An 18,047-nucleotide genomic window follows, 5' to 3' on the forward strand; every position below is an offset into this window, starting at 1 on the left:
CGAAACCGTCGTCGGGACTGGAGAAGCGCGACCGGCCGAACCCCATGCCCAGGGGCGTCGAGCGGTAGGCCAGGGGCGTCACGCGGTGGTAGCCGACCGGCTGAAAGGCGATCGCCAGGCTGGCGAGGACCGCCAAGTCCAGACGCAGCTCACGCGAAGTCATCGCGGGCCGCGTCGATGACGGACGCGACCCGTCCCCGTTTCAGGTCGTCGAGCGGCGATCCGCCGCGCGCATACGGCTCGACCAGCCAGAGCCAGGCGGTGCGCGGCTCGCCGATGATCGCCAGCACCGCGGCGAGCCCGGCGACCGGCCGACCGTCGACGAACTGGGCGAGGGGGAACAGGTGTTTGCGCGTCCCCGTCAGGAGGCCCACGACCGCGCCGCTGCGCCGCCAATCCTGGAGGGTGGATCGCGCGATCCCGAGGCGGGCGGCGAGTTCGCCCGCGCCCGCGAGGGGGCCGGCCCAGTCTTCCAGCGTCAGGGGACGGACAGAGGCCGCCAGCCGCTTCAAGCCGTGCTGGCGATCGATGGTCCCGCCCGTCGCCGCGCCGTGGCTCACTTCGACAGGGCTACGCGGGTTCAGGATGATCGCGCGTGGCGGCGCGGCGCCGGCCGATCCCGGACGCGGACCTTCGGCCTCCAGATGGTCCAGCAGGGCGTGCATGGCCCGGACGGCATCGCCCTGCTCAACCGCCCGGCCGACGGCAGCCATGACACCCGCCGCGTGCTCCAACGTGGCCGGCTCCGCCGCCGGATTGCGCCTCTGAAGCATGGCCAGCAGGTCGTCGGACCGGATGTCGAGCATGTCCCAGCCGGTCGCGGAGTCCCGTGTCAGGGCGGCAGCCCCCAATCCGCACAATCTCGTGCGGATTGGGCGGATTGTCCAGATCGATCGAGACGATCCCCCTCACATGTTCGGATAATTCGGCCCGCCCGGCCCCTCCGGCGTCACCCAGTCGATGTTCTGGTTCGGGTCCTTGATATCGCAGGTCTTGCAGTGGACGCAGTTCTGCGCGTTGATCTGGTAGCGCACCCCGTCCGAGGCGGCCGCGTCCGCCACCCATTCGTAGACGCCGGCCGGGCAGTAGCGGGACGAGGGGCCGCCGTAGACGTCGTGCTCGGAGTGCTTCTGGAGTTCCAGGTCCCGGACCTTCAAGTGGGGCGGCTGGTCCTCCTCATGGTTGGTGTTCGACAGGTAGACCGAGGAGAGCCGGTCGAAGGTCAGCTTGCCGTCGGGTTTCGGGTAGGTGATCGGCGTCACCTCGGAGAGCGGCTTGAGGCAGGCATGGTCGGGCTTGCCGTGGCCGAGCGTCCCGAACGGCGAGGCGCCGAGCAGGCTCGTCGCCCACATGTCGATCCCGCCGAGGCCGACGCCCACCAGGGTGCCGTATCTGGACCAGAGCGGCTTGACGTTGCGCACCGCCTTCAGGTCCTGCCCGATCGGGCTGTCGCGCCAGCCAACCTCGTAGGCGGTGAGCTCGTCCCCGGCCCGGCCCGCCTTCAGGGCGTCCGCGATGGCGTCGGCCGCCTGCATCCCGGACAGCACCGCGTTGTGCGAGCCCTTGATCCGCGGCACGTTCACGAACCCCGCCGCGCAACCGACCAGGCAGCCGCCCGGGAAGACCAGCTTGGGCACCGATTGCCAGCCGCCCTCCATGATGGCCCGCGCCCCGTAGCCGATCCGCTTGGCCCCCGCGAAGGTCTCGGCGATCAGCGGATGGGTCTTGAAGCGCTGGAACTCCTCGAACGGCGACAGGGTCGGGTTCTCGTAGTTCAGGTGGGTGACGAAGCCGACCGAGAGCAGGTTGTCGTCGAAATGGTAGAGCCAGGAGCCGCCCCCGGCCTTGTTGGGCAGGGGCCAGCCCATGGTGTGGCGCACCAGCCCCGGCTCGAAGGTCGAATCCGGCAATTGCCAGAGCTCCTTCACGCCGAGCCCGTACTTGAAGTGGTCGCTGTGCCGGTTGAGCGAGAACCGCTGGATCAGCCCCTTGGTCAGGTTGCCGCGCGCGCCCTCGCCGAACACCGTATACTTGGCCCGCAGCTCCATGCCGCGGGTGTAGTCCTCCCGCGGCTCCCCCGACCGGCCGATGCCGAGATCCCCCGTGGCGATGCCCGCCACCGCACCGTTATCGTCGAATAGCACCTCGGAGGCCGGGAAGCCCGGATAGATCTCGACGCCCAGCGCCTCGGCCTGGGCGCCCAGGTATTTGCACACGTTCGAGAGCGAGCCGACGAAATTGCCGTGGTTCGACATGAGACGCGGGAAGAACACGTTCGGCAGGGTGATGCCGCTGTTCTTGGTGAGCATCATGAACTCGTCGCGTCGGACCTCGGTCTTGAGCGGCCGCTCCGGATCCGCGCGCCAATCCGGCAGCAGCCGGTCGAGGCCGCTCGGGTCGATCACCGCGCCCGACAGGATGTGGGCGCCGACCTCCGAGCCCTTTTCCACCACGACGACGGCGATCTCCTCGCCGATCTCGGCGGCGCGCTGCTTCAGGCGGATCGCGGTGGCGAGGCCGGCCGGGCCGGCGCCGACCACGACCACGTCGAAATCCATGCTCTCGCGTTCGGGCAGCGCCATCCGCGCCTCTCCTTGTTCTTTTGTCAGGGCCGCCGCGGCGACCCTCATGCTGCCGTCTCAAGCGATTCCAAGCTGGAAAGGCAAGTCGCCGACGCTCACGCGCAAGGCAAAGTTCCCTTTGCCGCACCGGAGGGGGTACAGGGTGCTCCCATCCACCCCCTCATCCTGAGGTGCGGCGAAGCCGCCTCGAAGGAGGCCTCCAGGGATCGCGCGGCTGGCTGGAGGTCTCCTTCGAGGCCTCCGCTGCGCTCCGGCACCTCAGGATGAGGGGGTGGATGGGAGGATCCGTATCCGGGGTCGCCGGCTCCGCGCTATTCGGTCACGCAAGTCCTTGCCACCCGGAGCGATTCGGCGAGTTGTCCACAGGCCCCGGCAATTCCACATGATTGTCACCATGCCGAGTCCCACCGACGCGCAAGCCGACCTGATCGCCTATCTCGATTTCCACGTGGAGGCCGGGGCCGACGCGGTTCTGGACGAGCGGCCGCATGACCGCTTCGGCGAGGCCGACGCGCCGGCGCCGACCCTGCGCAGGGTGGCGCGCCCGGCGCCCGCACCCCGGCCGGACGACCAGCCCAGGCCGCTGGTGCCGCCCCCCGGTTCGCCGCCCCCCGCCGTGGCGCCGCGGACCTTCGGCCGGGCCGCCAGCGCCCAGCCCGACGAGGCGGCGAGCGATGCCCGGGCCCGGGCGCGCGGGGCCCGGAGCCTCGACGAGCTCGAAAAGATCCTGGCGGAGTTCGACGCCTGCCCGCTGCGCTTCACCGCCAAGAACCTGGTCTTCGCCGACGGCAATCCGGAGGCCCGGGTGATGTTTCTCGGGGAGGCGCCGGGGGCCGACGAGGACCGGATCGGCAAGCCGTTCATGGGCCGCTCGGGCCAACTCCTCGACAAGATGATGAAGGCGGTCGGGCTCGACCGGTCGAGCGCCTATATCGGCAACATCGTGCCCTGGCGGCCCCCGGGCAACCGCAACCCGACCCCCCAGGAGGTCGCGGTGTGCCGGCCCTTCGTGGAGCGCCAGATCGAGCTGGTCGACCCGGACATCATCGTCTGCCTCGGCGCGCCCGCGACCCAGACGCTCACCGGCACCAAGGACGGCATCCTGCGGACCCGCGGGCGGCTGTTCCCGTACACGCTGCCGACCCGCGAGGTGAAGCTCCTCGCCACCCTCCACCCGGCCTTCCTGCTGCGCCAGCCGGTGCAGAAGCGCCTGGCCTGGCGGGATTTCCGCGCCCTGCGCGCCCTGCTCGACGGGAAAGCTTGACCGCGGACGCGGAACCGGCTCTCCCCTCCCGCCATTAGAGCTTCGGTCCCGCCGGCGGGACAGAGCGACGCACAGCAGATTCTCGCCGGCCCGTGACGGCCGGCGCAGCACCGATGGCGGGCCCGACCATGCGCTGGGAAGATCTACGCAGCTCCGACAATGTCGAGGATCGCCGGGGCGAGGGCGGCGGCGGGGGCGGCATGGGCTTTCCCGGCGGCGGCGCCGGAGGCCTCGGCATCGGCACCATCGTGGTGCTGCTGATCGTCAGCTACTTCACGGGCATCAACCCGGCGATCCTGATCGGCGGCGCCGAGCGGATCGGCGGTGGCGGCGGCCAGCAGGAGCAGCCGGCGGATCCGCAGAGCCAGGCCCGGCGCCGCCAGGCGCCCACCGACGAGAGCGGCAAGTTTGCCTCCAAGATCCTGGGCAACACCGAGGACGTCTGGAGCCAGATCCTGCCGCAGCAGACCGGCAAGCAATACACCCCGACGACGCTCGTGCTCTACACCGGCGGCACCCGCTCGGGCTGCGGCTCGGCCCAGGCCGCGATGGGCCCGTTCTATTGCCCGCTCGACAAGAAGGTCTATCTCGACACCGGCTTCTTCAAGGAGATGGCCTCGAAGTTCGGCGTGAAGGGCGATTTCGCCTATGCCTATGTGATCGCCCACGAGGTCGGCCACCACGTCCAGGACGTGCTCGGCATCCTCGGCAAGGTCCAGGCCCGCCAGCAGCAGGCCTCGAGCAAGACCGAGGCGAACGCCCTGTCGGTGCGGATCGAATTGATGGCCGATTGCCTCGCCGGCGTCTGGGCCAAGAACTCCAACGACAAATACGCCGAACTCGACCAGGGCGACATCGACGAGGCCCTGAACGCCGCCGCCCAGATCGGCGACGACGCGCTGCAGAAGCGGTCCCAGGGTTACGTGGTGCCGGATTCCTTCACCCACGGCTCCTCGGCCCAGCGCCAGCGCTGGTTCTCGGCCGGCTACAAGAGCGGCCAGACCAAGGCCTGCGACACGTTCCGGACGGCGGACAACTGAGGCTGGCTCAGGGCTTCCGCGAGCGTAGCGAAGCGAGGACGGCGAAAGCTCCCCGTCCAGCGTCATCTTTCACCTGCGGCTCCAGCGAAGGGCTTAGCCGGGACCTTCTGGCCCCCCTCCGGCATCCTGGCGACAGGGCTGCCGGCTTGACGCGCATGTCATTTCGCATTCCCGTTCGATCCAGTCCGACTCATGGAGTGCGCGATGGCGTCCCTCGCCGTGACGGCGAACGGACAGGTCACCCTGAAACGTGACCTGCTACGACACCTCGGCATCAAGCCCGGGGAGCGAATCGACTTCGAGAAACTGCCCGGTGGTGAGTTGCGCGTGCGGGCGGCCCGGCCGTCCGGCACGATCGACAAGTTCCTCCATGCCCTCGATGGAAAAGTGACGCTGGATAAGCCGCTGACGATCGAGGCGATGAACGCCATTGCTGAAGCGGGCTGGTCCGGCGCGCCGGACGACGCATGAACATCGCCGTCGATACCAACGTGTTGGCCCGGGCGATTCTGATGGACGATCCTGAGCAGGGCCGCACGGCGCGGAAGCTTCTCACGGATGCGACCACGATCGCGATCCCGTTGCCGTGCCTGTGCGAGCTGGTCTGGATCCACCGGCGCGGGGCCAAGCTCGCGACCGCGGATGTGGCATCCGCGCTGCGCGCGTTGCTCGAGACCGGGAACGTCACCATGAACCGGTCCGCCGTAAAAGCCGGGCTCGGGTTGCTCGAGGCCGGCGGCGACTTCGCCGACAGTGTCATCGCTCATGAAGGCCGCTGTCTCGGCGGCGAGACCGTTGTCTCGTTCGACCGGGCGGCTGTAGCGCTGCTGTCTCGGCAAGGAGAAGCGGCGCGGCTTCTTTCCTGAGTGCGGAGCCGGTCGGAGAACCTCCGACCTGGGAGAAATCAGCCCCTGCTCAGCCGCTTGGCGTTGGCCTGGACCTTCCGGCGGTAGTTGCGGATCACCTTGCCGTTCGAGGCGCCCGAGGCGACCATCAGGGCCGCCTCGCTCGCCGCCATGATCTTCTCCGTCACCATGCGCTGCGCCTCGATCTGCGCGGCCGGGCCGCCCACCGCGAACATCGCCATGCGCTGGACGATCACCCCCTGGGCCTCGAAGCCCAGCATGGCCATGTCGAGGCTCGTCTTCCACCAACCGAACAGCATTGCGTTTCTCGTCTCGAGGATCTCGGCCCGACAGGCGGGGGCCGGCTTTTAGAAACCGATGATGCCCAACCGAAGGCGTCGCGCAGGGCAACGGCTCTGCCCGCGCTTGGCTCCCGGCCGTCCGACCCCGGCTCCGTCTTTGCGCCGTCTCGGTCCATGCCGTAAGCGGCCCGGAGCGACCTCCCCCGGATACGGCCTTCATGATACGCCTGGACAAGATCACCAAGCAGAACGGGCGGCAGCTCGTCTTCATCGAGGCCTCGGCCGCCCTGCAGCGGGGCGAGAAGATCGGGCTCGTGGGTCCCAACGGGGCCGGCAAGACCACCCTGTTCCGGATGATCATCGGCCAGGAGCAGCCCGACGAGGGCCAGGTCTCCGCCGACCGGGGCATCACCATCGGGTATTTCAGCCAGGATGTCGGCGAGATGGCCGGCCGCAGCGTCGTCACCGAGGTGATGGACGGTGCCGGGCCGGTGAGCGCGGTGGCGGCGGAACTCGCCGAGCTCGGCGCGGCGCTGGCCGACCCGGACCGGGCCGACGAGATGGAGGCGCTGATCGAGCGCTACGGCGAGGTCCAGGCCCGGTTCGAGGAGCTCGACGGCTACGCCCTGGAGGGCCGGGCCCGGGAGGTGCTCGACGGCTTGAGCTTCAGCCAGGCGATGATGGAGGGCGATGTCGGCGCCCTCTCGGGGGGCTGGAAGATGCGGGTCGCGCTGGCCCGCATCCTGCTGATGCGTCCGGACGTGATGCTGCTCGACGAGCCGTCCAACCACCTGGATCTCGAGAGCCTGATCTGGCTCGAATCGTTCCTGAAGGCCTATGACGGCGCCCTGCTGATGACCTCGCACGACCGCGAGTTCATGAACCGGATCGTCACCAAGGTGATCGAGATCGACGGCGGCGCGCTCACCACCTTCTCGGGCGACTACGCCTTCTACGAGGGCCAGCGGAAGCTCAACGAGGCGCAAGCCCAGGCGCAGTTCGATCGCCAGCAGGCGATGCTCGCCAAGGAGATCGCCTTCATTGAGCGGTTCAAGGCCCGGGCCTCCCACGCCGCCCAGGTCCAGAGCCGGGTGAAGAAGCTCGACAAGATCGAGCGCGTCGAGCCGCCCCGGCGGCGGCAATCCGTGGCCTTCGAGTTCCAGCCGGCGCCGCGCTCCGGCGACGACGTCGTGATGCTGAAGGGCGTGCACAAGCGCTACGGCAGCCGCACGATCTACGAAGGCCTCGACTTCTCGGTGCGCCGCCGGGAGCGCTGGTGCGTGATGGGCATCAACGGCGCCGGCAAGTCGACGCTCCTGAAGCTCGTCACCGGCACCACCGCGCCGGATGACGGCTCGGTCACGGTCGGCGGCAGCGTCAAGCTCGGCTACTTCGCCCAGCACGCCATGGACCTGCTGGACGGCGACCGCACGGTGTTCCAGACCCTGGAGGAGGCGTTCCCGCAGGCGGGCCAGGGCTCGCTGCGGGCGCTGGCCGGCTGCTTCGGCTTCTCGGGCGACGACGTCGAGAAGCGCTGCCGGGTGCTCTCGGGCGGCGAGAAGGCCCGGCTGGTCATGGCCCTGATGCTCTACGACCCGCCGAATTTCCTGGTGCTCGACGAGCCGACCAACCACCTGGACATGGGCACCAAGGAGATGCTGATCGCGGCGCTGGGCGCCTACGAGGGCACGATGCTGTTCGTCTCCCACGATCGGCATTTCCTGGCGGCCCTGTCGAACCGGGTGCTGGAGGTGACCCCGGAGGGCATCCACCAATATGGCGGCGGCTACACCGAGTACGTGGCCCGCACCGGCCAGGAGGCGCCGGGCCTGCGCAGCTGAGGATTCCCGGTCCCGCCTGGATCCGCATCGCTGTCGCTGCGCAGGGCGCGCGCGGCGTCCCTCGACCGGACGCCCTGCGGCGGGCATGCCGCTATCGCCGGGCATGGGCCCGCGCTAGGCTGCACCGAAACGGCCCTGCGTGAGACGTCGTGCGACGCCTGCTGAAATTCCTCCACACGATGGGCGCGGCGGGCGTGCTGGGGGCGATGGCGGCCCTGGTGGCCATGCTCAGCGTCGCCCCGGCACCGGCGGCCCTGCCCGGCTACGCAGCCGTGCGGGGCGCCATGGGGGCCGTCGCTACCTGGGTGTTCCTGCCGTCCCTCGCCCTGTGCCTGATGTCCGGCCTGCTGGCCATGGCGCTGAACCGCGCCTTCGTGGGCGCCGGCTGGGCCTGGATCAAGCTCGCCACCGGCGTGCTGATGTTCGAGGGCGGGCTGGTCTACGTGCAGGGGCCGATGCGGCGGGAGGCCGAGCAGAGCGCCCGGGCGCTCGCCGGCCTGGTCGATCCCGCCGTGCTGGCGGTCTCGCTGCCCGGGGAGCGCGGGACGCTCTGGGTCCTGCTCGCCGTCTCCGCCGCCAACGTCGTGCTGGGGATCTGGCGGCCGCGGGTCTTGCGGATCCCGACCTAGGGCGGGGTTCGCGGCGCTCGGTCGAGGGCGTCTTCCCCCCCCCGGGGGAGCAGGGGTGGGGGTGTGCAGGATCGCGCGTGACGGTGCCCTCTGCGCCACGGAAGCCTGCCTCACCCGTGTCGCCGATGCCCGTCGTCGTCGCATCAATGCGCCGGCTAACGAAACTATTTTCCGATGCAGAACCCGGCGAACAGCCTGTCGAGCACGTCCTCGACGCCGACATGGCCGCCGACTTCGCCCAAGGACCGGACGGCCAGCCGGAGATCCTCCGCGGCGAGTTCCGGCAGGGCCCCGACCCCCGCGAGCAGCCGGTCGAGATGGGCCAGGCAGGCCTCCAGCGCGGCCCGGTGGCGCGACCGGGTGATCAGGGCATCGCCGGCGCCGAGGCCGGCTTCCGCCGCGCCCTGGATCGCGTCGACGAGCGCGTCTAGGCCGGCCCCGGTCCGGGCGGAGACCGCCAGCGCGCCGGGGGGGACTCTCGATAAAGAGCCGGCAAACAGATCGGCCTTCGTGAGCACGGTCAGGGTCCGGATCCCGGACTCGCCGAGATCCGGCCCGGTCCCGTCCGGGGGCACCAGGGCCAGGACGAGATCCGCCGCCGCGATCCGCGCACGGCTGCGCAGGATACCCTCGGCCTCGACCGGTTCGGCGGTGGCGCGCAGGCCCGCGGTATCCACCAGGAGGACCGGCAGGCCGCCGAGATCGAGCCGCACCTCGAGGGCGTCCCGGGTGGTGCCGGGCACGTCCGACACGATGGCGACGTCGCGCCGGCTGAGGGCGTTCAGCAGGGTCGACTTGCCGGCATTGGGCGCGCCGGCCAGGACCACGACGAACCCCTCGCGCAGGCGCTCGCCCCGGCGGCCGTCGTGAAGTGCCGTGGCGATGTCCCGGCGCAGGGCCGCCGCCCGGTCGAACAGGGCCGCGTCGAGCCCGGCCTCGTCGACATCGCCCTCATCGGCGAAGTCGAGGGCGGCCTCGGCGGCGGCGAGGCAGTCGATCGCCTCGGCCCGCCACGCCGCGACCTGGCGGCTCAAAGTGCCGTCGAGCTGGCGCAGGGCCTGGCGGCGCTGGCCCTCGGTCTCGGCGTCGATCAGGTCCGCCACCGCCTCGGCCTCGGCCAGGTCCATCCGGCCGTTGAGCACCGCCCGGCGGGTGAAGGCGCCCGGACCGGCCGCCCGGCACCCCGGCATCCGGGCGAGGGCGGCGAGCACGCCCATCCGGACCGCCACGCCGCCATGCAGGTGCAGCTCGGCCATGTCCTCGCCGCTATAGGTGTCCGGCCCGGGGAACCACGCCACCAGCGCCCGGTCGAGCTCGGTCCCGTCGACCGGATCCCGGAGCGTCCGCAGGGACAGCCGGCGGGGGGACGGCAGGGCGCCGCACAGGGTCGTCACGACATCCCGCGCGGCTGGTCCGCTGATGCGGATCACCGCGACGGCCGCCCGGCCGAAGCCGGTGGCGGGGGCGAACAGGGTTTCGGTCATGGCTGCAGCGTCGCGCAAGCTCTGCCTTTTTCAGGTCGCGGGCGGGTGTTTCACGTGAAACAGGCCGGCCCCCTATACCCCATCCCGAGGCCGGGCCGATCCCGTTGGACGCGGAACCGTCGAAAGCCGATGGAGGCCAGGATGCACCCGACGCGCCGCACGCTCTGCCGCAGCCTGCTCGCCGCCCCGTTGATCCTGCCGAGGCGGAGCGCGCTGGCCGGGGCCGAACCGGAGATCGGGACAATTGAGCACCGCGTCGGCGGCCGGATCGGCGTCGCGGCCGGATCGGCGGATCGGATCGTGCTGCGCCACCGGGCGGAAGAGCGCTTCCCGATGTGCAGCACCTTCAAGGTTCTGGCCGTCGCGGCGGTGCTGGCGCGGGTCGAGGCCGGCCCCGAGACCCACGGCGCGATGGTGTCGTACGGCGCAGGCGACCTCTTGAGCTACGCCCCGGTGACCCGGAAGGCCCTGGAGGCGAGCCGCGGCACCGGGCAGCTCTCCGTGAACGATCTCTGCGCCGCAGCGGTCGAATGGAGCGACAACACGGCGGCTAACCTGCTGCTCGCGCGCCTCGGCGGGCCCGAGGGCCTGACCGCATGGCTGCGGCGCATCGGCGATCCCACCACCCGGCTCGATCGCAACGAACCGGCCCTGAACAGCGCCCGCCCCGGCGACCCGCGCGACACCGCAACCCCTGAGGCGATGCACGCGACCCTCGGCCGGATCCTGCTCGGCTCGGTCCTGACACCGGCCTCGCGCGAACGGCTGGAGGGCTGGATGGTCGGGGGCCAGACCGGGTTGAAGCGGCTCCGGGCGGGCCTGCCCCAGGACTGGACCGTCGGCGACAAGACCGGAACCGGCGTCAACGGCACAGTCAACGACGTGGCGATCCTGCGGCCGCCGGGGCGTGCGCCGGTGATCGCGGCCGTGTACATCACCGGCTCCCCGATGCCCGCGGCGGCGATCGAAGCGGCCCATGCCGAGATCGGCCGCCTCATCGCCGCGCGGGTCACCGCCTGAGGCCGATTCCCCGACGACGCCATGGCCAAATCAGCCCCGAAGACCACCCGGGCGACCCAGGCCCTCGACCAGGCCGGCCTGCGCTACAGCCTTCACGCCTACGATTACGATCCCGATGCCCCGCGCATCGGCCTCCAGGCCGCGGAGGCGCTGGGCGTGCCGCCCGGCCGCGTGCTGAAGACCCTGATGGCGGCGGTCGACGGGCGCCCGGTCTGCCTGCTGGTCGCCTCCGACCGGGAGGTCTCGATGACGCGGGTCGCGGCCGCCTTCTCGGGCAAGGCCGCCGCGATGCTCAAGCCCGCCGACGCCGAGCGGCTGACCGGCTACCATGTCGGCGGCATCAGCCCGCTGGGCCAGAAGCGCCCCGTTCCAACCGCGATCGACGCCGGCTCCCTCGGCGATCCGGGGGCCGAGATCCACGTCAACGGCGGCGGACGCGGCCTGCAGATCCGCCTGACCGAGGGGGATCTCGTCGCCGTGCTGAAGGCGCTGGTCGTGCCGCTGACCTGAGGGCCGAAAGCATCATGTCGAACGGACTTCCCATCCAACCCCCTCATCCTGAGGTGCGGCGGGAGCCGCCTCGAAGGAGCCCTCCAGCCAGCCGCGCGATTCCTGGAGCTCTCCTTCGAGGTCCGCTGACGCGGTCACCTCAGGATGAGGGAATGGGATGGGATCATCCGAAAAGGCCGCCCCACAGCGCCGTTCCGCCGGGGACGCGATCGGATGTGGCTCAAGCCGCCAAGTAAGCCCCCGTTTACCTTGCTTCGCCACGGTGCTGGCCTGCGACGGAAATGGGAACGGCATGCGGATGATCGGGCGCAGGGGGACGATGGCGCTCGGGTTCGCCCTGCTGCTCGCCGGCCCCGGCGCGGCCGCCGACCTCGCCATACGCGGCCCCGTCCCCGGCCCCTACGGACCGGAAGTCAGTGCCCGCCTGCGCTTCTTCCCGCGCAGCGACGGCGTCGACCGCCCCCCGGGCCACGCCATCCGGACCCGCCCGGTGCCGGCGGGATGCACGCCGAGGCGGGTGCCCGTGCCCACCAACGCGCCGGACGATCCCAGCTATGTCGGCTCCGAATACGGCCTGTCGCATCCGAGCTATTACGGGTTCACGCCGCCCCTGGGGGTGGACGATCCCAACGGGCGTTCCCTGCTGCCCTATTGTCCCTGAGCCGCCATCCCCCGAGACCCGGATTCCCCTCCCCCGCCCCATGTTCTAGACGGACGGTCCCGCCCCTCCGGAGCCCGTCCCGTGTCCGATTCGGTCCCTCAGCGCTTCAGCGATCGCGCTGCCCTGCACCGGTGCGTGGCCGGGTGGCGCGCGGCGGGCGAGCGCGTCGTCCTGGTCCCGACCATGGGGGCCCTGCATGCCGGGCATCTCGCCCTGCTGGCGGAGGCCCGGCGGATCGGCCGGCGCGTCGTGGCGAGCATCTTCGTGAATCCGACCCAGTTCGGACCCAACGAGGATTTCGCCCGGTACCCGCGGGATCTGGAGGCCGACCTGGCCCTGCTGGCCGAGGCCGGGGCCGATGCCGCCTGGACGCCCGATGTCGAGACCATGTACCCGCCGGGCTTCGCCACGCGGATCGAGGTGGCGGGGCTGTCCGAGGGGCTGTGCGGCCCGTTCCGGCCCGGCCACTTCGCTGGGGTCGCCACCGTGGTGACCAAGCTGCTCAACCAGGTTCGGCCGGACGTCGCGCTGTTCGGCGAGAAGGATTTCCAGCAGCTCCGGGTGATCCAGCAGGCGGTGGCCGACCTCGACCTCCCGGTGGAGATCCGCGGCGTTCCGACCCTGCGCGACCCCGACGGCCTCGCCCTGTCGTCGCGCAACCGCTACCTGACGCCGGAGGAGCGCGCCGCCGCGCCAAAACTCCACGCGGTGCTGGCCGATATCGCCCTCGCCTCGCGCAACGGCACCGGCGTCGCCGGACGGATCGCCGCCGGGCGGGCCGCCCTGGAGGCGGCGGGCTTCCGGGTTCAGTACCTCACCGTCTGCGATGCCCGGACCCTGGCGCCGGTCGAGCGGGTCGAGGGCCCCGCCCGGGTCCTCGCCGCCGCCTATCTGGGCCGGACCCGGCTCATCGACAATCTCCCGGTCTGAAGCGCGCCCGTTGCCGCGCAGGATCGCGAGGCGACGCCATCGGGTGGATTCCAAAGGGATCATCCCTTTGGCGGGGTCCCGGGGCGGAGCCCCGAGGATCTCGCAGGGGGCGCCCTGCCCCGCGAACGGTCCCGGACCTTCCGAAACCCGCATGATCCAAAGCCGTGGCGGCCGGATCACGCCCCCGGGATTTTCGGGCTCGGCTGATCCAGGATGCTGGCGTCTCGGCGCGAACCTGCTCTCTGCTGCCCCGGTGATCAGAACCCGTGCCCCGGCCCTCCTCGCCGCCTCCCTCGCCCTGTCGGCCCCGGCCAGCGCCGGGGATGACGGGTTCGAGGGCATGGCCGGGCCCTACGGGGAGCGCCTGCGCTACGACGCCAAGGGTCTGAGCCTGACCTTTCCCGAACCCGACGTGACCCTGCAGATCGGGGGGCGGCTCCACATCGATGCCGGCGGGGCCTCGGCCGGCGGGCTCGACCTGTCCCGGGCGTTTCCCGACACCGTCGCGGTGCGCCGCGCCTGGATCGAGCCGACGCTGACGATCGGCCGGGACTGGGTGATCGCCTTCCAGTACGATTTCAGCGATCCCATGCTGCCGATCAACGACGCCTTCGTCGCCTGGAAGGGCGTGCCGGACACGATCGTGACGCTCGGCAACATGAAGGTGCCGTTCAGCCTGGAATGGCTGCAGAGCAACAACAACTCCCTGTTCGTCGAGCGCTCGGTGGCCAACGCCCTCGTGCCGGAGCGCCGGTTCGGCGCCGCGATCGGGCGGCACGGGCAGGCCTGGACCGCCGTGGCCGGGGTGTTCGGCAACGCCGCCAGCAACGGCATCGCGGGGGACGGCGTGGCGGTGGCGGCCCGCGCCACCCTGGCGCCGATCCTGGAGGAGCGCGAGACCCTGCATCTGGGGCTCGCGGCGATCTATCGCCGCCGGTCCCGGGACGACGGCCCGTTCAGCTTCTCCAGCCCGGCGGGCACGGCCCTGTTCGCGCGCCCCCTGGTCGATACCGGCGATCTCCCCGACGCGGCGAGCGTCACCCGGATCGGGGCCGAATTCGCCTACCGGACCGGCCCGTTCCTGCTCCAGGCGGAATATCTCCGCACCGAGCTCCAGCCGTTCGGCGGGCCCGGCGTGCCCGCCGCCGGCCTCGGCTTCCAGGGCGGCTACGTGGAGGCCGCCTGGGTGCTGAACGGGGAGGGCCGCGCCTACGCGCTGACGCCCCAGGGCGGCACCACCTACGCGACCTTCAAGGGGGTGCAGGTGGCGGAGGGGCAGCGCGTCTCCCGGGGGGGCGCCGGCGTGTTCGAGCTGGCCGCCCGCTACAGTGCCATCGACCTGAACGCCCGGGGCTTCCGCGGCGGCACCGAGCAGGACGCGACCCTCGGCCTGAGCTGGTACCCGGAGCCGAATCTCCGCCTCATCGCGAACTACGTCCACGGACGGGTCCGGCCGGGCGAGTCCCAGGCCGCGGCCTTCGGCTCGGCGCCGTTCTCGGTCGACACCGTCGTGGGGCGCCTGCAGATCTACTGGTGAACGGAGGCCGGCCGCCCCGGACGGTCAGACGGCCCGGCGCAGGACGGAGCGGAACGGGCGCCGCTCGGGGGCCGGCTCGGTGGGGGGCGCGGGCGTGTCGGGCGGCAGGGCGGCCAGGACCTCGGCCCGCACGGGGCGCGGCGTCGCGAAGGCCCCGCCCTGGGCGAAGGGCACGTCGAGGTCGATCAGGTCGGGGACGTCCGCCTCGTCCGAGACGCCGGTGGCGACGAGGCGGATCCCGGCCCGCGCCAGGGCCGGTGCCGTGTCCTCCACGGCGATATCCGAGAGGCTGCCCCCGGCGGCGTCCGGCCGCAGCAGCATCTCGACCGGGACCTTGACCTGGCCGATGCCGAGGGCGGCGCAGTCCGCTGGGTCGAAGCGCAGATCGTCCGGGCGGTCGAGGCTGAACCCGATCCGGCCGCGCAGCGGCGCCAGGAGGCCGCGCTGGCCGGCGTCGAGGCTCCGCCAGCTCGCCTGGGGCAGGGCGATCACCAGCCCGGCCAGCGCCGGATCGTCCGCGGCCGTGCGGGCCAGCTCGCGCAGCAGGCCGGGCTCGAACAGCGACAGCGGCGAGAGGCCGTAGGTGAGCATGGTGTCGCTGCCCCGGCGGGCGAGGTGGCGGACCACGAGGGCGGCCCGCTGGAGCATGCGGCGGTCGAGTTCGGTGGTGCGGCCGTACCGCTCCAGCACCGGCAGGAACGCCTCGGGCTCCACCGCCGGAGCGCCGGGGTCACCGATCCGCAACCGGGCCAGCGCCTCGTAGGCCACGACCTTGCGCTGGGGCAGGCTGACGACCGGCTGCAGGTGGATCTCCAGCCCCTCCCCCTCGAACGCCCGGAGGATCGCGGCCTCGCTCTCCGGGTCCCATCTGGGCGGCGCGGGCGGGATCGGCCGGGGCTGACTTGGGACCGGGGGGATCGGGCGCGGCGGGATCGGCGCGGCCGCCGGCGGCCCGGGGACGAGCGGGGGCGCCGCCGCCACCCGCGGCGGAACCGGCTCCGGCGGCGCTGCGACCGGTACCGCCGGGGGGGCCGGCGCCGGCCGGGCTTTCAGGCCCGCGATCTCGGCATCCTGCGTGCTCACCACCCCGGTGAGGTCGCGCACGATACCGCTGAGGAGGCCGAGCTCGACGCTCAGCTCCTCGAACTGGGCCCGGAGCGCCGCCGTCTCGCCCGGCTCGGAAAGCGGCGGCGCGGGCACGGCGGTGGTCTCGACCTTGAGCAGGCGCCGGGACAGGAGATCGACCTCGCCCGACAGCTTCTCGCAGCGTGCCTTCAGGGTGGCGATGCGCGTGAGGGCGAGGCCGGACACCCCGGCCGCCACGGCGCCGAGGGTCAGGGCGCTCCAGAGCGGCAGGAACACGGCGAGCGGCCCGAACACGACGAGCCCGAGGAGGGCGACCGTCAACAGCCCCGCGTACCGGCCGAGGACCGGGACCATCGTCTGAACACCTGCCGGGGTCACGCACCGGTCGCCGGGGAGGTCCCGGGCGAAGCCCCGCCGGGCGCGATCCGAATCATCGGATCATTGGCCCGGTGCGACCGGCGCGGCAAGGCTGAGGAAAGGCGATGGCGGCCCGACCCGTGTGAATTCCGCGGAGTGTGACGCCGCCGCCGCCCGAAACGTTGCTGAATCGTCACGGCCCGCCCGTTTGCGCGCTGGTCCGGGGCGGGTTGCGCGTCTTGCAAATGCGCCGGCAAGCAAAAGGCGCCATAAAGCGGGGCCATGACGCCCGTACCCCCGCGTAATCTCCGTCTCCGCGCCGTTCTCGCCGCAGGTGCGCTCCTCGCCGCCGGCGGCACGACCGCATCCCGGGCGGCGGATCTCACCCCTGATCTTCCCCGCCAGACCCCGACCTTCGCGATGGTCGATCCCACCACCTGGATCGTCACGCTGGGCGCCTCGATCCAGGCGATCCCGCGCTATCCCGGGGCCAGCGACTACACGGCGGTGGGCTATCCCTCGATCGACATCCGCAAGGTCGGCGAGCCGCGCCGCTTCTCGACGCCGGATGACGGCTTCAGCCTGGCCCTCTACGACAACGAGATGTTCCGGATCGGACCGACCGCGCGCTTCGTGCCGGGGCGCTACTACAGCGACGACCGGCGCCACCTGTTCGGCTTCCGCGACGCGCGCTTCGCGGTCGAGCCCGGGGTGTTCGTGGAGTTCTACCCGGTCTCCTTCATCCGCACCCGCGTGGAGGTCCGGCAGGGCGTCTACGGGCATCACGGCACGGTGAGCTCCCTGGCGGCCGATTACCTGATCCCGACGGAGAAGTTCCTGTTCTCCCTGGGGCCGCGGTTCAACATCGGCGACGGCAGCTACGCCCGGAAGTATTTCGGCGTCTCCCCGGTCGAGGCGACGCTGAACGGGCGTGTCACCGCCTACGACCCGCGCAGCTTCTATTCGGCGGGCGTGCTCGGCGCCGTGACCTACACGCAGAGCGAGACCTGGGCCTACACGGCCTATGCCGGCTACAACCGGATCCTCGGCGCCTCCGGCAACAGCCCGCTGGTGCGCCGGCCGTTCGGCGATCCGAACCAGTATCAGTTCGGCCTGCGGATCGACTACGCGTTCCGGATGCCGGCCCTGTTCTGAGCCGCGACTTGCGCGGGTCGCACCGGGCCCCGACATTCCGGCCACACGGTTCACGGAGGCTCGAATGGATACGACGCGCGCCGATCTGCTGATGCGGGTCGAGGGCATGACCTGCGACGGCTGTGCCGCCGCGGTGACCCGCACGGTGAAGCGCCTCGATCCCGGGGCCGAGATTCAGGTGGATCGGGATGCGGGGCGCGTGGCGATCCGCACGGACGCGCAGGCGCTCGTCGTCGCCGAGGCCCTGACCAGGGCGGGCTACACGGCCACGGCCATGACCGGCTGATACGGGCGCCCGGCCCTAGGCGCGGGTCAGGTACATCCCGGTCAGCAGCAGGCCGAAACCCGCGAGGCCGAACAGGCCCTCCTGGCGCCGGGTGGTGTCGAGGAAATGGGCGGCGGCGCCGGCCGCGCAACAGGTGGCGCCCAGGCCGATGGCGAGCGACGACATCGTGGTCTCCCCATCGCGCGCTGCCCTGCGACGCCGCGAAGCGAGGTCTCCCGGGTGCCTGCCGAACACCGGCGTCCGCGCAGGAATCGGGGACAGCGCAAGATTTGCACGGGGCGAACCGGCTGGCAAGCGCGGTCCCGCAAGTCCTCACCCGCCCGAGGACAGTATAGCGGCGGCGCATGACCCGGCCGCAGGTCTCGATCGCGGAAAAGACTGTCTTCGCCGGCGAGGCGGGGCGCCCGGGGATGCCGTGGCGCCCGCGCATCGGCCCGGTTCCGGTTTCCGGGGCGATGCGCTAGACCGGCCCGCACCCTGCCCTACCCCGCCCGCCGGCTCGGCGCGGCACCCCCTGC

The 18,047-nt window shown here is 71.7% G+C and carries 19 protein-coding genes; 13 read left to right on the forward strand and 6 right to left on the reverse strand.

The window, feature by feature from the left end; translation table 11 throughout:
* Positions 1-149: 149 nt before the first annotated feature.
* Positions 150-806, reverse strand: a complete 657-nt coding sequence (locus MKK69_RS02625; RefSeq protein WP_243965217.1) for a hypothetical protein — start codon at positions 804-806, stop codon at positions 150-152.
* A 102-nt stretch (positions 807-908) separates the two neighbouring features.
* Positions 909-2,582: an electron transfer flavoprotein-ubiquinone oxidoreductase gene (locus MKK69_RS02630; RefSeq protein WP_243965218.1), complete on the reverse strand. Its 1,674-nt coding sequence runs from the start codon at positions 2,580-2,582 to the stop codon at positions 909-911.
* 394 nt (positions 2,583-2,976) lie between these two features.
* Between MKK69_RS02630 and MKK69_RS02635 the strand changes: the two genes are divergently transcribed.
* The 4 genes from MKK69_RS02635 to MKK69_RS02650 all read left to right on the forward strand — a co-directional run bounded on the left by MKK69_RS02635 (position 2,977) and on the right by MKK69_RS02650 (position 5,752).
* Positions 2,977-3,846 carry a uracil-DNA glycosylase family protein gene (locus tag MKK69_RS02635; protein WP_243965219.1) on the forward strand — a complete coding sequence of 290 codons (870 nt, stop codon included), beginning with the start codon at positions 2,977-2,979 and terminating at the stop codon, positions 3,844-3,846.
* A 128-nt stretch (positions 3,847-3,974) separates the two neighbouring features.
* Complete coding sequence (locus tag MKK69_RS02640) at positions 3,975-4,886, forward strand: neutral zinc metallopeptidase (protein ID WP_243965266.1); 912 nt, start codon at positions 3,975-3,977, stop codon at positions 4,884-4,886.
* Between the two features lie 204 nt (positions 4,887-5,090).
* Complete coding sequence (locus tag MKK69_RS02645; protein WP_243965220.1) at positions 5,091-5,357, forward strand: AbrB/MazE/SpoVT family DNA-binding domain-containing protein; 267 nt, start codon at positions 5,091-5,093, stop codon at positions 5,355-5,357.
* Positions 5,354-5,752: a type II toxin-antitoxin system VapC family toxin gene (locus MKK69_RS02650; RefSeq protein ID WP_243965221.1), complete on the forward strand. Its 399-nt coding sequence runs from the start codon at positions 5,354-5,356 to the stop codon at positions 5,750-5,752. Before MKK69_RS02645 ends, MKK69_RS02650 begins: the two co-directional genes overlap by 4 nt.
* Positions 5,753-5,790: 38 nt before the next feature.
* Here the strand turns inward: MKK69_RS02650 and MKK69_RS02655 are convergent, their stop codons facing one another.
* Positions 5,791-6,051, reverse strand: a complete 261-nt coding sequence (locus MKK69_RS02655) for a hypothetical protein (protein WP_243965223.1) — start codon at positions 6,049-6,051, stop codon at positions 5,791-5,793.
* A 200-nt stretch (positions 6,052-6,251) separates the two neighbouring features.
* Here MKK69_RS02655 and MKK69_RS02660 point away from each other — a divergent pair, with 200 nt between their 5' ends.
* A complete protein-coding gene (locus MKK69_RS02660) occupies positions 6,252-7,874 on the forward strand; it encodes an ABC-F family ATP-binding cassette domain-containing protein (RefSeq protein WP_243965224.1) in 1,623 nt (540 codons plus the stop codon).
* 149 nt (positions 7,875-8,023) lie between these two features.
* Entirely contained in the window at positions 8,024-8,503 is a 480-nt protein-coding gene (locus MKK69_RS02665; RefSeq protein ID WP_243965225.1) for a hypothetical protein, read from the forward strand.
* Positions 8,504-8,667: 164 nt separating this feature from the next.
* Here the strand turns inward: MKK69_RS02665 and mnmE are convergent, their stop codons facing one another.
* A complete protein-coding gene (gene mnmE, locus MKK69_RS02670; protein ID WP_243965226.1) occupies positions 8,668-9,987 on the reverse strand; it encodes a tRNA uridine-5-carboxymethylaminomethyl(34) synthesis GTPase MnmE in 1,320 nt (439 codons plus the stop codon).
* 141 nt (positions 9,988-10,128) lie between these two features.
* On the opposite strand from mnmE, the gene bla reads away from it, so the two are divergent.
* From bla to MKK69_RS02695, 5 genes are all read left to right on the forward strand, one after another.
* The gene (gene bla, locus MKK69_RS02675) at positions 10,129-11,007 is read left to right on the forward strand and encodes a class A beta-lactamase (protein ID WP_243965227.1); all 879 of its coding nucleotides are present in this window, start codon (positions 10,129-10,131) and stop codon (positions 11,005-11,007) included.
* 21 nt (positions 11,008-11,028) lie between these two features.
* Positions 11,029-11,517 (forward strand): YbaK/EbsC family protein, encoded by a 489-nt coding sequence (locus MKK69_RS02680; protein WP_243965228.1) that lies wholly within the window; start codon positions 11,029-11,031, stop codon positions 11,515-11,517.
* A gap of 292 nt (positions 11,518-11,809) precedes the next feature.
* A complete protein-coding gene (locus MKK69_RS02685) occupies positions 11,810-12,178 on the forward strand; it encodes a hypothetical protein (RefSeq protein WP_243965230.1) in 369 nt (122 codons plus the stop codon).
* 81 nt (positions 12,179-12,259) lie between these two features.
* Entirely contained in the window at positions 12,260-13,108 is an 849-nt protein-coding gene (gene panC, locus MKK69_RS02690) for a pantoate--beta-alanine ligase (protein ID WP_313900819.1), read from the forward strand.
* A gap of 253 nt (positions 13,109-13,361) precedes the next feature.
* Positions 13,362-14,645 carry an OprO/OprP family phosphate-selective porin gene (locus MKK69_RS02695; protein WP_243965231.1) on the forward strand — a complete coding sequence of 428 codons (1,284 nt, stop codon included), beginning with the start codon at positions 13,362-13,364 and terminating at the stop codon, positions 14,643-14,645.
* A 24-nt stretch (positions 14,646-14,669) separates the two neighbouring features.
* On the opposite strand, the gene MKK69_RS02700 is transcribed toward MKK69_RS02695, so the two are convergent.
* The gene (locus MKK69_RS02700) at positions 14,670-16,085 is read right to left on the reverse strand and encodes an EAL domain-containing protein (protein ID WP_243965232.1); all 1,416 of its coding nucleotides are present in this window, start codon (positions 16,083-16,085) and stop codon (positions 14,670-14,672) included.
* A 285-nt stretch (positions 16,086-16,370) separates the two neighbouring features.
* Here MKK69_RS02700 and MKK69_RS02705 point away from each other — a divergent pair, with 285 nt between their 5' ends.
* Both MKK69_RS02705 and MKK69_RS02710 read left to right on the forward strand, forming a co-directional pair.
* Positions 16,371-17,243, forward strand: coding sequence for a MipA/OmpV family protein (locus tag MKK69_RS02705; RefSeq protein ID WP_243965233.1), 873 nt, complete (start codon positions 16,371-16,373; stop codon positions 17,241-17,243).
* A 64-nt stretch (positions 17,244-17,307) separates the two neighbouring features.
* Positions 17,308-17,529, forward strand: a complete 222-nt coding sequence (locus tag MKK69_RS02710; protein WP_243965235.1) for a heavy-metal-associated domain-containing protein — start codon at positions 17,308-17,310, stop codon at positions 17,527-17,529.
* A 15-nt stretch (positions 17,530-17,544) separates the two neighbouring features.
* Here MKK69_RS02710 and MKK69_RS02715 read toward each other — a convergent pair whose 3' ends face one another.
* Positions 17,545-17,694 carry a hypothetical protein gene (locus tag MKK69_RS02715; protein ID WP_243965237.1) on the reverse strand — a complete coding sequence of 50 codons (150 nt, stop codon included), beginning with the start codon at positions 17,692-17,694 and terminating at the stop codon, positions 17,545-17,547.
* Between the last annotated feature and the right edge of the window lie 353 nt (positions 17,695-18,047).

The sequence above is a fragment of the Methylobacterium sp. J-026 genome (genome assembly GCF_022829585.1).
In the GTDB taxonomy this organism is placed as follows: domain Bacteria; phylum Pseudomonadota; class Alphaproteobacteria; order Rhizobiales; family Beijerinckiaceae; genus Methylobacterium.